The sequence below is a fragment of the Pseudarthrobacter sp. ATCC 49987 genome, from assembly GCF_009928425.1.
Taxonomy (GTDB): domain Bacteria; phylum Actinomycetota; class Actinomycetes; order Actinomycetales; family Micrococcaceae; genus Arthrobacter.
Genome location: NZ_JAABNS010000001.1, coordinates 1157383 through 1171965, shown reverse-complemented (window position 1 = coordinate 1171965; position 14583 = coordinate 1157383). Strand labels below are relative to the sequence as shown.

The 14583-nt window shown below is 65.9% G+C and carries 11 protein-coding genes and 1 tRNA gene; 4 read left to right on the top strand and 8 right to left on the bottom strand.

Annotated elements, in window-relative coordinates; translation table 11 throughout:
• Positions 1 to 46 precede the first annotated feature (46 nt).
• From serA to GXK59_RS05450, 6 genes are all read right to left on the bottom strand, one after another.
• Positions 47 to 1642: a phosphoglycerate dehydrogenase gene (gene serA, locus GXK59_RS05475; protein WP_024366361.1), complete on the bottom strand. Its 1596-nt coding sequence runs from the start codon at positions 1640 to 1642 to the stop codon at positions 47 to 49.
• Between the two features lie 126 nt (positions 1643 to 1768).
• A complete protein-coding gene (gene ilvC / locus GXK59_RS05470; RefSeq protein WP_024366362.1) occupies positions 1769 to 2794 on the bottom strand; it encodes a ketol-acid reductoisomerase in 1026 nt (341 codons plus the stop codon).
• Positions 2795 to 2876: 82 nt separating this feature from the next.
• Positions 2877 to 3389: an acetolactate synthase small subunit gene (gene ilvN / locus GXK59_RS05465; RefSeq protein WP_024366363.1), complete on the bottom strand. Its 513-nt coding sequence runs from the start codon at positions 3387 to 3389 to the stop codon at positions 2877 to 2879.
• 2 nt (positions 3390 to 3391) lie between these two features.
• Positions 3392 to 5290, bottom strand: a complete 1899-nt coding sequence (locus GXK59_RS05460; protein ID WP_160664999.1) for an acetolactate synthase large subunit — start codon at positions 5288 to 5290, stop codon at positions 3392 to 3394.
• A gap of 398 nt (positions 5291 to 5688) precedes the next feature.
• Positions 5689 to 7410, bottom strand: a complete 1722-nt coding sequence (gene ilvD, locus GXK59_RS05455; protein ID WP_160664997.1) for a dihydroxy-acid dehydratase — start codon at positions 7408 to 7410, stop codon at positions 5689 to 5691.
• A 128-nt stretch (positions 7411 to 7538) separates the two neighbouring features.
• Positions 7539 to 8477 carry a LysR family transcriptional regulator gene (locus tag GXK59_RS05450; RefSeq protein ID WP_160664995.1) on the bottom strand — a complete coding sequence of 313 codons (939 nt, stop codon included), beginning with the start codon at positions 8475 to 8477 and terminating at the stop codon, positions 7539 to 7541.
• A 116-nt stretch (positions 8478 to 8593) separates the two neighbouring features.
• On the opposite strand from GXK59_RS05450, the gene GXK59_RS05445 reads away from it, so the two are divergent.
• The 3 genes from GXK59_RS05445 to GXK59_RS05435 all read left to right on the top strand — a co-directional run bounded on the left by GXK59_RS05445 (position 8594) and on the right by GXK59_RS05435 (position 10981).
• Positions 8594 to 9577: a sunset domain-containing protein gene (locus GXK59_RS05445; protein WP_160664993.1), complete on the top strand. Its 984-nt coding sequence runs from the start codon at positions 8594 to 8596 to the stop codon at positions 9575 to 9577.
• Between the two features lie 38 nt (positions 9578 to 9615).
• Positions 9616 to 10791 carry a PQQ-dependent sugar dehydrogenase gene (locus GXK59_RS05440; protein WP_237393794.1) on the top strand — a complete coding sequence of 392 codons (1176 nt, stop codon included), beginning with the start codon at positions 9616 to 9618 and terminating at the stop codon, positions 10789 to 10791.
• Between the two features lie 117 nt (positions 10792 to 10908).
• A tRNA-Lys gene (locus GXK59_RS05435) sits at positions 10909 to 10981 on the top strand.
• Between the two features lie 152 nt (positions 10982 to 11133).
• Here GXK59_RS05435 and GXK59_RS05430 read toward each other — a convergent pair.
• Entirely contained in the window at positions 11134 to 12288 is a 1155-nt protein-coding gene (locus GXK59_RS05430; protein WP_160664191.1) for an IS1249 family transposase, read from the bottom strand.
• 109 nt (positions 12289 to 12397) lie between these two features.
• Positions 12398 to 13519 carry an IS1249 family transposase gene (locus tag GXK59_RS05425; RefSeq protein ID WP_160664992.1) on the bottom strand — a complete coding sequence of 374 codons (1122 nt, stop codon included), beginning with the start codon at positions 13517 to 13519 and terminating at the stop codon, positions 12398 to 12400.
• Between the two features lie 658 nt (positions 13520 to 14177).
• Between GXK59_RS05425 and GXK59_RS20875 the strand changes: the two genes are divergently transcribed.
• Positions 14178 to 14582: a DNA polymerase gene (locus tag GXK59_RS20875; protein WP_160664991.1), complete on the top strand. Its 405-nt coding sequence runs from the start codon at positions 14178 to 14180 to the stop codon at positions 14580 to 14582.
• Position 14583 lies beyond the last annotated feature (1 nt).

Sequence of the window (14583 nt, the reverse complement as noted above, 5' to 3'; positions counted from 1 at the left end):
ACACCGGCGGCGGTCGGAACCGCCGCCGGTGTCCGCAATCAGGACATCAGTCCTCGAGGTCGACCTCGCGCACCATGTCAGCGCCGATTCCGGCCTTGATGGCGTCCAGGACCTGCTGCGGGACGGAGCTGTCGATGGTCAGCAGGGCGAGCACCTGGCCGCCCTCATCCTGCCGTGCAACCTGCATCCCGGCGATGTTGATGTTGTTCATGCCGAGGATGTGGCCGATGGTGCCGATCACGCCGGGGCGGTCCGAGTAGGCGACCACCACGAGGTGTTCGCTGATCGGGATCTCCACCTCGAAGCCGTTGATCCCCACGAGCTTCTGGACCTGCTTGGGTCCCGTCAGGGTTCCGGCGACGGAGATCTGGGTGCCGTCGCTCAGGGCGCCGCGCAGGGTCAGGACGTTGCGGTAGGACTCGGTATCCGGAGTGGTGATCAGCCGGACGTTGATGCCGCGCTGCTCGGCGATCACGGGGGCGTTGACGTAGGAGACCTGCTCGGTCACGATGTCGGCGAAGATGCCCTTCAGTGCCGCGAGTTCGAGCACCTTGACGTCGAGGGAGGATATTTCCCCGGCGACCTCGACGTCGAACTGCGTGAGCGAGGCGTGCGTCATGGCAGTGAAGATGCGGCCCAGCTTTTCCATCAGCGGGATGCCCGGGCGGACGTCCGGGGCGATGACGCCGCCCGCGACGTTGACAGCGTCGGGAACCAGTTCACCGGCCAGGGCCAGGCGGACGGACTTGGCGACGGAGACGCCGGCCTTTTCCTGCGCTTCGTCCGTGGACGCGCCCAGGTGCGGGGTGACCACAACGTTGTCGAGCTTGAAGAACGGCAGGTCGGTGCTGGGTTCCTTGACGAAGACGTCGACGCCGGCGCCGGCGATTTCGCCGGACTCCAGCGCAGCGTACAGGGCTTCCTCGTCGACGAGGCCGCCGCGGGCGACGTTGACGACGTAAGCGGTGCTCTTCATCTTCTTGAAGGCCTCGGCGCCGAGCATCCCGACCGTTTCCGGCGTCTTGGGCATGTGGATGCTGATGAAGTCCGACTGCGCGAGCAGCTCGTCGAGGGTCACCAGCTGCACACCGAGCTGGGCGGCGCGGGCCGAGGTGATGTAGGGATCGTAGGCCAGGATCTTGGTGTCAAATCCCTTGAGGCGGGCGGCGACGAGGGCGCCGATCCGGCCGAGGCCGATGATGCCGATCTTCTTCTCGAAGAGTTCGATGCCGGTGTACTTGGAGCGCTTCCACTCGCCGTCCTTGAGGGCGGCGGACGCCTGCGGAATGTGGCGGGCAAGGCTCAGGATGTGCCCGACCGTGAGTTCCGCGGCGGAGACGATGTTCGAGGTGGGCGCGTTCACCACCATGACACCGGCCTGGGTGGCGGCCTTGATGTCGACGTTGTCGAGGCCGACGCCTGCGCGGGCGATCACCTTCAGGTTCTTCGCGGCGGCAATGGCCTCGGCGTCCAGCTGGGTGGCGGAGCGGACCAGGATCGCGTCGACGTCGGCGATCGCAGAGAGCAGCTGGGAACGGTCGGCGCCGTCGGTCTGCCGGATTTCAAAGTCCGGGCCAAGGGCCTCGATCGTGGCGGGCGAAAGTTCCTCAGCGAGGAGTACTACAGGTTTGGTGCTTGTCACCGGTGACCTCTTTAGCTCTCTTGTATTTCAGGTGGGGATTTTGGTGAATCAGGTACTGCGGGTGGTGCTCGACAGCAGGGAAGCCGGACCCCAGTAATGGTGTCCGGCTCCCCTGCCGGTCAGTGCCTAGCGGGCCACTGAGCCTTCGGTGTAGTCGTCCTCGTTCTTGATCCAGGAGAACAGCTTGCGCAGTTCGCGGCCGGTGGCCTCGATCGGGTGGTCCTCACCCTTCTTGCGCAGGGCCTTGAACTCGGGGGCTCCGGCGTCCTGGTCGTCGATGAAGCGCTTGGCGAAGGTGCCGTCCTGGATGTCCTTCAGGACAGCCTTCATGTTTTCCTTCACGTCCGGGGTGATCACGCGCGGGCCGGAGACGTAGTCGCCGTACTCGGCGGTGTCGGAGACGCTCCAGCGCTGCTTGGCGATGCCGCCTTCAACCATGAGGTCCACGATGAGCTTGAGCTCGTGCAGCACCTCGAAGTAGGCAACCTCGGGCTTGTAGCCGGCTTCGGTGAGGACCTCGAAGCCGTACTGGATCAGCTGGGAGGCGCCGCCGCAAAGGACAGCCTGCTCGCCGAAGAGGTCCGTTTCGGTCTCTTCGGTGAAAGTGGTCTCGATGACGCCCGCGCGGGTGCCGCCGATGGCCTTGGCGTAGGACAGGGCCAGTTCCTTGGCCTTGCCGGACGGGTTCTGCTCGACGGCGATCAGGTCCGGCACGCCGCGGCCGGCTTCGAACTCGCGGCGGACGATGTGGCCCGGGCCCTTGGGGGCAACGAGGGCGACGTCGACGTCTGCCGGGGGCTTGATGTAGCCGTAGCGGATGTTGAAGCCGTGGCCGAAGAACAGGGCGTCGCCCGGCTGCAGGTTCGGGGCGATGTCCTCGGCGTACACGTGGCGCTGGACCTGGTCCGGGGTGAGGACCATGATGAGGTCGGCTTCGGCGACGGCGTCCGCGACGTTCAGGACACGCAGGCCCTCGGCCTCGGCCTTGGCGCGGGACTTGGAGCCTTCCTTGAGGCCAACGCGGACGTCAACACCGGAATCGCGCAGGCTGAGGGCGTGGGCGTGGCCCTGGGAGCCGTAACCGATGACGGCGACGGTGCGGCCCTGGATGATCGACAGGTCGGCGTCGTCGTCGTAGAACATTTCAGTCACTGGGGTGTCTCCTTTTAAGTGGATTCTTAGGTGGTGCTTGTCGGTGAAACTTCGCTAAAGCTGGTGTGGTGCTGCGGCAGGTCTACGCGCTGCGCAGGGCCCTGTCGCTCATGGAGCGGGATCCCCGCCCAACGGCCAAAGTGCCGGACTGCACGATTTCGCGGATGCCGAAAGGCTCGAGCACTGAGAGCAGCGCCGTGAGCTTTTCCGGGTGGCCCGTTGCCTCAATGACCACCGACTCTGTGGAGACGTCGACCACTGATGCGCGGAACAGGTCTGCAGCCTGGGTGACCTGCAGCCGTGTAGCGGCATCCGCACGTACCTTGACCAGGATGTGGTCACGCTGTACGGAAGATTCGGGGGTGAGCTCAACGATCTTGATCACGTTGACCAGCTTGTTCAGCTGCTTGGTGATCTGCTCGATCAGCTCACCGTCGGCGTCGACGACGACGGTCATCCGGGACATTCCCGGGACTTCCGTCGGCCCGACGGCCAGGGAGTTAATGTTGAAGGCCCGGCGGGCGAAGAGGCTGGCGACGCGGGTCAGCACACCGGGCTTGTCTTCGACCAGTACGGACAGTGTGTGGCGGGTCATGTTCAGTCCTCCTCTTCCCATTCCGGGGTCATGTTGCGGGCAACCTGGATCTGGTCATTGCTGACTCCGGCGGGGACCATCGGCCACACCATGGAGTTGGGGCTCACGACGAAGTCAATGACCACGGGGCGGTCGTTGATCTCCAGGGCCTTCTGGATGGTGGCATCGATGTCCTCGTCGCGCTCACAGCGGAATGAAGCGCAACCGTAGGCGTCCGCCAGCTTGACGAAGTCCGGGATCCGGACGGTGTCATGGCCGGTGTTGAGGTCGGTATTGGAGTAGCGGCCCTCGTAGAAGAGGGTCTGCCACTGCCGCACCATGCCCAGCGAGGAGTTGTTGATGATGGCGACCTTGATCGGGATCTTGTTGATCGCGCAGGTGGCCAGTTCCTGGTTGGTCATCTGGAAGCAGCCGTCGCCGTCGATCGCCCAGACCACGCGGTCCGGTTCGCCCACCTTGGCGCCCATGGCGGCCGGTACGGCGTAGCCCATGGTGCCGGCACCGCCGGAGTTCAGCCAGGCGTGCGGGCGCTCGTACTTGATGAACTGCGAGGCCCACATCTGGTGCTGGCCGACGCCGGCGACATACACGCCTTCCGGGCCGGTGAGGGCGCCGATGCGTTCGATTACACGCTGCGGCGCGCTGAGGCCGTCGTCGGGTTCGGTCCAGCCCAGCGGGTAGGTCTCCTTGAGGTTGTTCAGGAAGGCCCACCAGTTGGTGTAGTCCGGGGTGCCGGAGACGGCGAACAGGGCTCGCAGGGCCTCGCTGAGTTCCGGGATGATCTCCTTGACCGAGCCCACGATCGGCACATCGGCCGTGCGGTTCTTGGAGATCTCGGCCGGGTCGATGTCCGCGTGGATGACCTTGGCGTTCGGCGCGAAGGACTTCAGGACGCCGGTCACCCGGTCGTCGAAGCGTGCGCCGAGCGTGATGAGCAGGTCCGACTGCTGCAGGGCGGTCACTGCGGAGACCGTGCCGTGCATGCCCGGCATGCCGACATGCTGCGGGTGTGAGTCCGGGAAGACGCCGCGGGCCATCAGTGTGGTGACCACGGGGGCGCCGGAGAGCTCAGCGAGCTCCAGCAGTTCCGCCGAGGCGTGTGCCTTGACGACGCCGCCGCCCACGTAGAGCACGGGCTTGCTGGCCGCCGCGATGAGCCTGGCGGCCTCGCGGACCTGCTTGTTGTGGCCCCGGAGCACCGGGTGGTACCCGGGCAGGTCGATCTTGGGCGGCCAGGAGAAGGTCATCTGGCCCTGCTGGGCGTCCTTGGCGATGTCCACCAGGACCGGGCCCGGGCGTCCGGTCGAGGCGAGGTGGAACGCCTCGGCCATCACATGCGGGATGTCGTTGGGGTCGGTCACCAGGAAGGAGTGCTTCGTGATCGGCATGGTGATGCCGACGATGTCCGCTTCCTGGAAGGCATCGGTGCCGATGACCCCGCTGGAGACCTGGCCGGTGATGGCCACCATCGGCACGGAGTCCATGTGGGCATCCATGATGGCGGTAACGAGGTTGGTGGCACCTGGGCCCGAGGTGGCGATGCAGACGCCAACCCGTCCGGTGACCATGGCGTAGCCTTGCGCGGCGTGGCCGGCTCCCTGTTCGTGACGGACCAGAATGTGGTTCATTCGGGAAGCCATCAAGGGGTCATAGGTGGGCAGGATCGCACCACCGGGCAAACCAAAAATATCGTCCACGCCGAGTTCTTCGAGCGAGCGGACAATTGCTTGTGAACCGGTCATCACCGTCGGGGGTACGACGTTGTTCGGTCCGAGGACAGGAGAGACGGCAGCAGTGTCGACACCGGCGTCGGCCGGGCGTTCGACGCGGTCCGAAGCCTTGGAGGCTCCAGCGGACTTTGTGGCCATCAGCGAGGGGCTGATCGGCGATCCTTTGCTCATCGGACTCTTCCTTTGTGGATCTACGGGTGGATCTTCGGTGATCGTGGAACTGCTCGTAGTGCTTGCTGCTGGTGGTACCGGTGGTGCGGAAATAAAAAAACCCCTCAGCCGGATGGCTCTTCGAGGGGTTTGCGCGTGACGGTTCGTTACCAGTCGGGCTATGGAGCCACGCGCTTGGTAAGGACGACGAGGACGCCGGCGGTAACGATTACGATCATGCGTTCAGTTTTCCCTCTTAGTGAGACACGTGTCAACGAGCCCGACCTCTGTCTCACTATCTGGACTCCATTGTCCACGAATTGAACAGCATCCCAACTGGCTCGCAGTCAATGGCCGTTATGACCGCTCAAAACGGCCACAACTGCGAGCCAGTTGGGTTCAGCTGGTCAGCGTGCGTGCTACCCGCAGTAAGCGCCGGTGGAGGCGCTGTGGACGAGCTTGGCGTACTTGGCGAGCACACCCTTGGTGAACTTGGCCGGGAGCGGTTCCCAGCCGACCTTGCGGGCGTCGAGTTCGGATTCGTCGACCAGGAGGTCGAAGCTGCGGGCGGCGATGTCCACGCGGATCCGGTCGCCGTCCTTGACGAAGGCGATGGGGCCGCCGTCTACGGCTTCCGGGGCCACGTGGCCGATGCACAGGCCCGTGGTTCCGCCGGAGAAGCGGCCGTCGGTCAGCAGCAGCACGTCCTTGCCCAGGCCCGCGCCCTTGATGGCGCCGGTGATGGCGAGCATTTCGCGCATGCCCGGCCCGCCCTTGGGGCCCTCGTAGCGGATGACGACGACGTCGCCGGCCTTGATCTGGCCCTTGTCGAGCGCATCCAGGGCACCCTGCTCGCGCTCGAAAACGCGGGCGGTGCCCTCGAAGACGTCGGCGTCGAAGCCGGCGCTCTTCACGACGGCACCCTCGGGAGCCATGGTGCCGTGCAGGATCGTGATGCCGCCGGTCTTGTGGATGGGGTTGTCCATGGCCCGGAGGATCTTGCCGTCGAGGTCCGGCGGGTTGATCGCCGCGAGGTTCTCCGCGACGGTCTTGCCCGTAACGGTGAGGCAGTCCCCGTGCAGGAGGCCGGCGTCGAGCAGCGCGCGCATGATGACCGGCACGCCGCCGATCTTGTCGACGTCGGTCATCACGTAGCGGCCGAACGGCTTGAGGTCCCCGAGGTGCGGGATCTTGTCGCCGATGCGGTTGAAGTCGTCCAGGTTCAGCTCGACCTCCGCTTCCCGGGCGATGGCGAGGAGGTGCAGGACGGCGTTGGTTGAACCGCCGAAGGCCATGGTGACGGCGATGGCGTTTTCGAACGCCTTTTTGGTCATGATGTCGCGGGCGGTGATGCCCTTGCGCAGGAGGTTGACCACTGCCTCCCCCGATTTGCGGGCAAAGTCGTCGCGGCGGCGGTCGGCCGAGGGCGGTGCGGCCGAGCCGGGCAGGGACATGCCCAGCGCTTCACCGATGCAGGCCATGGTGTTGGCGGTGTACATGCCGCCGCAGGCGCCTTCGCCCGGGCAGATGGCCTTTTCGATGCGGGTAAGGTCCTCCATGCTCATCTTGCCGGCGGCGCAGGCGCCGACGGCCTCGAAGGCGTCAATGAGGGTGACTTCCTTTTCGGATCCGTCCTCCAGCTTGACCCAGCCGGGCATGATGGAGCCGGCGTAGAGAAAGACGGCGGCGAGGTCCAGGCGGGCGGCGGCCATGAGCATGCCCGGGAGGGACTTGTCGCAGCCGGCCAGGAGGACGGAGCCATCGATGCGCTCGGCCTGCATCACGGTTTCAACGGAGTCGGCGATGACCTCGCGGGACACCAGCGAGAAGTGCATGCCCTCGTGTCCCATGGAGATGCCGTCGGAGACGGAGATGGTGCCGAACTGCATCGGGAACCCGCCGCCGGCATGCACGCCTTCCTTGGCGCCCTGGGCAAGCCTGTTCAGGGACAGGTTGCACGGAGTGATTTCATTCCAGGAGCTCGCGACGCCAATCTGCGGCTTGGCGAAGTCGTCGTCGCCCATGCCGACCGCCCGGAACATCCCGCGCGCAGGAGCGGCGTGGATTCCGTCGGTGACGACCCGGCTGCGGGGCTTGATGTCCGGTTTGATCTCTGTCGCTGTTTGGGTGTCCTCACTCATGGCTCAAAGTCTAGGGCTCCGCCGCGGGGCGCAACGACCCGAAAGGGAGCATTAAGCGCAAAACCGGGAATGTTTCGACCAAATAGTGGACTAGCGTCTCACCAGATGGACACTTTGATCATGCGGGATCAGTTGAGGTGAGCGGCGTCACGAAGCTCCGGAGCTTCGGCAACGGACTGGGCTTCGGCTTTGAGCAGGGTGAGCACCTGCTGGATAGTGGTCCGGGCCGCCACCTCCGGTCGCGCGAGGGCGACGATGCTCCGGCTGGCTTTGACCCCGACGAGCGGACGCAGGACGAAGCCCCGCCCCTGGTTTTTCAGGGCCGTGTAACGCGGCAGCAGGCTCAGCCCGTGCCCGGCGCTGACGAGGGCCTCGAGGACCCGCAGATCCGGGAACAGCTGGGCGCGGTCCGCAGGGGAATCAGCCTGCACCTCGATCTGGCGGAGCACTGTATCGAAGGGAAACCCCTCGGGCACTCCCATCCACGGGAAGCCAATGACGTCTTCGGCCCGCAGCGTCGCCTTGCCGGCGAGCGCATGGCCCTCGGGGATGGCGACGTCGAGGGTTTCGTCCAGGAGCGGCACCACCGTGAGCCCCAATCGGGCAAAGACGTCCGGACCATCGACGCTGTGCGCCAGCACAATGTCATAGTCGGCCGTCAACCCCGCGAATCCGGCCACGTTGGGATCCTCGAAGTGCGCCTGGAAGCGGAGTCCATCGATGGCCTTGACCCGGTGCAGGAGCCCCGGCAGGAACATCTCGGCTGCGCTCGGGAAGAATGCGGCCTTGACGTGTGTCTGCCAGCCCCGCCGGTAGGTGTCGATGGTGGCTTCCGCGCGGGCCATGGCGGTGGAAACCTCGGCGGCTGCCCCCGCCATTGCGAGTCCGGCTTCCGTGAGGCGCACTCCCCTGCCCGATTTCTCGACCAGTACCACCCCCAGCTCCTCCTGCAGGGTCTTGAGCTGCTGCGAGACGGCTGAGGGCGTCACCTTCATGGCCTCAGCCGTGGCCCCGACCGTGCCGCGGTCGGCGAGCTCGCGGAGAATGCGCAGTCTCTTGAAATCCATGAAGAGAGGCTACAGGCCCGCGGCCTGGAGGCTGGACAGCCCCCTTCAGGCAGACGTACCGTCGAGCAACGGCAACCTTGCCTGATGGACAGACTTATGGACAGAAGGGCTCTGCTATGGATTGGATTATCTGGCTCGTCGTCATCGTGGCGATTGTCGCCAGCGTCTGGTGGCTGCGCAACCGCAACAGCTCCCGCCGCAGGTCCGCTTCCGCAGGCACGGGGACCGCCGCCACGCCCGAACCCACTCCTCCCCATCTGCACGACGCCGACCACGGCGCCAGTCACCGCGGCGCCCTGGCCGGCGGCGGTTCCGCCGCTTCCGCGTCGGCTGCCGGCCTTGCCTGGATGCCCACGGCTGCGGGATTCAGCCAGGCCGAACCCGAGGCCGAACAGGAACCTGAACCCGACCCCGCCGCTGTCGCCGTGGATGCAGCAGCCGCCGAGGCCCACGCCGCGGCACGCGCGGCAGCCATGCGCGCGTCGGCGTCGGGAGACGTGCCCGCGACCGCCGCCGAAGCGGCACCGGCCACAGAGAGTCCGGAGTGGGAAACCCAGTGGTCCGAAACACCTCCGGCCGAACCACACGGGACCCTCCACCAGGAGCCTGGCCACGGCCTCCACGCCGACCACGCGCCGGCAGCGGTAAGCGTCCCGGTGCATCACCCTGAGTACACAGAGCCCCATGCCCCCACCCTGCCCGGCGCAGAATCCGCTGCGGCGGAGGCAAGCGCCGACACTGCGGGCGAAGAAGTCGGGACAGCCGTGCCGGCAGCCCAGCCGTCGGCTGACGTTCCCCTGGCGGAGGCTGACACCCGGCAGGCCGCAATGTCCTCGGCCGCCGCGGAAACGGCCGCTGCCCATGAGGCCGCACCCGCCGGCCATCTCGCCGTCGACCAGCCGTATGGTGAGGGATCGGCGGCGCCGGCCGCCGACGGCAGCGGTCCGGAAGGCTTCTCGGTCAAGGGCAACGCTTCGTCCATGGTCTATCACGACGAGACGAGCCCCGCCTTCGAGGAAACCCGCGCCGAAGTCTGGTTCCTGTCCGCGGCCCACGCCGAGGCGGCGGGCTTCCGCCCGCCGCGACGGACACGGCAGTAGCCCGCATTTCGGGCTGTCAGGAAGGACCGGGAGCACGGATGATGGGCGCGCGCCCGTGGGCGGTCCTGGGGGCTGCCGTCGCGGTCCTTCTGAGCGGCTGCACCTCCGGCGGCGGGGGCGGCGTGTCCAGCGGCACCTCTCCTGGCGGCACCACCTCCCCGGCCGGAAGCGGCCCCGCAGCCTCCAGCCCGTCGGCGCCCGGCCCGTCTGCCTCCGGCGCGTCCGGGACCCGGCCGGGCGTGGACCAGCCCACGGTTGCCCGAAAGATCGACGCCGAGCTGCAGGTGCCGTGGTCCACGGTCTTCCTGCCCGACGGCACCGCCGTCATTTCCGAACGCGAGACTGCCCTGCTCCGGACCATCGCACCCGGATCAGGCAACGGACGGGCAGGCACTCTTGCCAAGGTGCCCGACGTCGTACCCGGCGGCGAAGGCGGGCTGCTGGGCCTGGCCCTGTCGCCAGATTTCGCGAGCGACCGGTACCTCTACGCCTACTTCACCTCCGCCAGCGACAACCGGATCGCGCGGCTGCGCCTTGAGGACAGTGCCGGGACGCTGCGCCTGGGCGCCGCGCAGGTCATCTTCAGCGGAATCCCCAAGGCAGCCACGCACAACGGCGGCCGGATCCGGTTCGGTCCGGACGGCAACCTCTACGTCGGCACCGGCGATTCGCAGCGCCGCGGCCAGCCCCAGGACCCGAACGCCCTGGGCGGAAAGATCCTGCGCCTCAGCCCGGACGGACGCCCCGCGCCGGGCAATCCCTTCGACGGCAACCCGGTCTACAGTCTTGGCCACCGCAACGTCCAGGGACTCGCGTGGGACAGCGCCGGCCGGCTGTGGGCAAGCGAATTCGGCCCCGACGTCGACGACGAACTCAACCTGATCGTGCCGGGCGGCAACTATGGCTGGCCGGAGGTCACAGGAGCGCCGCACCGCGCCGGCTTCCTGGACGCGAAGGTGGTCTGGCCCTCGACGGCCGAGTCCTCTCCGAGCGGGCTCGAAATTGTCGGCGACACGGCCTACCTGGGTGCGCTGCGCGGGCAGCGGTTGTGGGCGGTGCCCCTGAACGGCGAATTCGCCGGTGATCCTGTGGGCTATTTCACACGGATGTACGGCAGGATCAGGAACGTTTCGCTGGCCCCGGACGGCCGCCTGTGGGTCCTCAGCAACAACAAAAACCCTGACTTTGTGCTGGTTTTGGAGCTGCCGGAGTAGACCTACGGCCAGCCACCACCACCGATTTCACACTCTGCCCAAATTCGTGTAGAGTTTCATGTCGTTGCGGAGAACAACGCGGGAACAAAAAGACCGCGAGGAACGAAAACAACAGATGCACCTCTAGCTCAACTGGCAGAGCAATTGACTCTTAATCAATGGGTTCCGGGTTCGAGTCCCGGGGGGTGCACAAACAAAAACCCCGTCTTCACTGGCCAAAAGCCGTGAAGGCGGGGTTTTGTTTTGCCCCAAAAAGACACTAAGGGAGGGTTATAGGGGTTATAGGACAAAACGTGTGTAAATTCGGGTTAGCGGCCAAAATGTGTGTATGGCTTGGGCGTGTCACCGGTTTCTTCCGCCCCATCCTTGCTGGATTCCGTTGCCGTCTTCGAAGCTGAAGGCTGTGTCGTAGAGGGCCGGTTGGATGGGCTCCTCCACCTCCTTTGACTCCTTCTTTTGGGGTTGCCAGTGGTGTGGTTTCACGAGGTCCCAAGGGTCCTGGGGTGATTCAGTGTGCTGGTAGAGGTACCAGTCGACGGCGCGTGTGGCGTGGTCTTCGCTGAGGCCGCGGTGGTTCCGCAGAAGGTCTTTGAGGCCTGCGTTGATTCCTCCCTCCAGCGGGCTGGTCGTCCGGGCGATCTGCTGGCCTTCGGTAGCGCTGGTAAGCCAGGTGAAGAGGTGCCCTGCCTTGATGGCAGCGGCCAGGCTTCCCCGTGCCCGGCGCAGGCCCAGATGTGTGTACCACCAGGTCTGTGCCGGTCCGATGTGTGAGGGCCTGGCGCCGGTTTTCTTCGCGTAGGTCCGGTGCTTGAGGAAGCTCTCCCAGCGGGCCTCCCAGGAAGCGAACGCACCGGACCAGGCGGCGGCCTGGTCAAGGTCCGTGACGTGGGTGAGTGCCTTGGCCAGGGCTAGTAGTTCCTTACCGGCATCGAGCTTCGGACGCATCGTCAGATGCGTGCGGATGTTCTGCCGGATATGGAACAGGCACCGTTGAACGTTCGTTTCCGGCCAGTGTTCCCTCAAGGCGCTCTCCAGGCCCTTGTGGCCATCCACGACGGCCACCGCCGGGGCCGGGATCTGCCGCAGAAGCGCAGCCCACGAGGCGTGCTTTTCCCGGTCACACCACTGCCACGCGATGACGTGCTCGCCGGTGTAAGCGACCAGGACGCACCAGCCGTTGAAGTAGGTGCCATCGAGCATGATCACCGGGTGTATTTCCCCGGTCCGCGCGGCCGCCGGGGCGACATTCCAGCACCAGGCACTCCGGCGCCTGAAGGTCCTCTCCGAGCCGGCGTGGGCGCCTTGCCGCTGCTTCCCCGTGATCCAGGAAATGAAGGCCGTGAACTCTGCCCTCTTCGTGACATCAACCCGGGATTGAGTACTCGAAGCACCACACGACCTACACCGCCATCTCGTCCGCCCGGCACTGGTCGAACCGTTCTTCACAAGCTTCTGAGCACATACACCACACCGGGGCTGATTTGATCGAACCGTCACTCCACATGCTTTCAAAGCATGTGCACACCCCTACAACCCGCGCGAACACTGGCAACCAAGCCAATCTCATACACACATTTTGGCCGCTAACCCGTAAATTCCGGGCGTGTCAGGGTCGTCCTGCCCATCCTTTGCGGGCCCAGAGGCCTTCTTCTGCGGTGGCTGCTTTGCCGTATTCCTCGGGTCCGTGGGGTTGGTCGGGGGCGGTCTGAGCCGGTAGGCGTATGGGCGTTTGGTGCTCCGGGCGGATGAGCCGGGCGGGCGGGACCGGGGTTTCGCTATGCAGCCACTCGATGGCCCGTTTCTGGTGCTCCTCGCTCATCCCGCGGTGGGCCCGCAGGATCAGGCGAAGCTGGGCGTTCGTGCCGCCTTCGATCCGGTTGGTCGTGGCGGCGATGTCGAGTCCGATGAACTCGTGGCGGAGGTAGGTGAACAGCGTCCCGGCCTGGCTGAGCCGTTCCAGGAGCCGGTAGGCCTTGCGGAGCCTGTCGTGGGTGAACCACCAGGTCTGATTCGCCCGCACCCAGGCCGGCGCCGGGGTGGTGGTGCCGCGGTAGGTCCGGGCCCGGACCAGGTCCCCGTAGTCCTGGTACCAGTCGTTGAGGTGGCCCAGCCACGCCGCGGCCTGCGCCGAGGTGCGGATCCGTGTCCGTGCCCGGCCAAGGCGCAGGAGGGCTTTTCCTGCCTCGGTCCTGGGCCGGCTGGTCAAGTGGGTGCGCACGTTGCGTTGGACGTGGACGAGGCAGCGCTGCACGGCGCTATCGGACCAGCAGTCAGACAATGCGGCCGCGATCCCGGAACCACCGTCGGTGATCACCACGCGCGGCGCGGGGAACCGTTGAAGCAGGGCAGCCCAGGCAGCCTTTTTCTCGGTGTCGCACCACTGCCAGCCGATCACGTGCTCTCCGGCGATCGCGATCAGACAGCACCACGACCCGACGTAGATCCCGTCGATCTGGACCTGATCATGGACCTCGCCAGTGGCCGGTATCGCCGGGGAAATATTCCAGCACCATGCCGTGCGGCGCCGGAACGACCGGGCCGTGCCGAACGAGACAGCCCCTGCCTGGCTGCCGGCGCCCAACAACCAGCCCAGAAAGGCGTCCAGCTCCGCGCGCCGGCTCACATCCGGGCGTTCACCCGAGCGGCTCGCCCCGCATTCCAGACACCGGTACCGCTGCTTGCCAGCCGCCGTTTTTCCGTTCCGAACCAGCGCACGACCACAAATCAAACATTCCAGAGATATACAAGCACCCCAGCCACCCTAAGCTTTCAAAGCTTAGCTACCCCGGATTTCCCCCGCCGTCACTGGGAAACAGGCACAATCCATACACACGCTTTGTCCTATAACCCGTCCTTCCCCGGCAGGATTCTTCCGCCAACCCTGTCCGGCAAGACCCTCTTTTCCGGCGCGCAGCGCCTCCCTGTTCCGCCCTTTTCCTGGACCAGCAAGAACCAGCCGGCCACCCACGCGTCCGCCCCCGGCAGGGAAAGTACACCAGCACTGGTTTCGTGCACGCAGTGTCCGCCGACGGCAGTGAAGGCCCGCGGCAGGCGCCAACACACCCGGACCAACGAGGACGAGTCTCCACTCACGGGGATGGCCGCCGGCAGGCAGTGGAGGCCCGCGCTGGGCCGCCCTGCGTGGCTACCGCCTGGACCTGCCCGAACTCGCCCGCCAGCTCGCTATCCTGGCCAAGAACCAGCGCGAAGTTATCCGCGAGTACGGTGTAGACCTGACCGGCAACACCGACGCGACGCGCCTCTGGGTCACCTCCCGCGGGATCCGAATCCAGGACCTCGACGGCAAGGCGACCCTGAGTCATAAGTTCTACCGGAACGCGTTCGTCCCGAAGGAGGCAGCCGGGGACTGGACCGCATTCAAACGGGTGCGGGGAATTGCACAAACTGCAAGCAAGCTCAGGGAGCTCTCGGAGAAGCAGATCAACGGCCGCATTCACCCAACGATCAAGGGTATCGGCGCTCACACTGGGCGCATGTCCATCGGGAAACCGGCCATCCAGAACATCCCGACCAATCTTCGAAGGCTACTTCTGGCCGAAGAGGGTCACGTTCTTGTCGGCTGCGATCTGAACCGTGTCGAACCCTGTGTCATTGCCGCGATGAGCGGCGACGAGGCTTTGATCGAGGCCGTCAAAGCGGATGTGTACATCGAACTCGCCGTCGCGGTGTACGGCAAGGATAAGCGCGAAGCGATCGTTGCCGCCTCCAGGACCGACGCCGGAAGCCCGGAGCGCAAAATCGCCAAGACGGCCCTCCTAGCAATGATCTAAC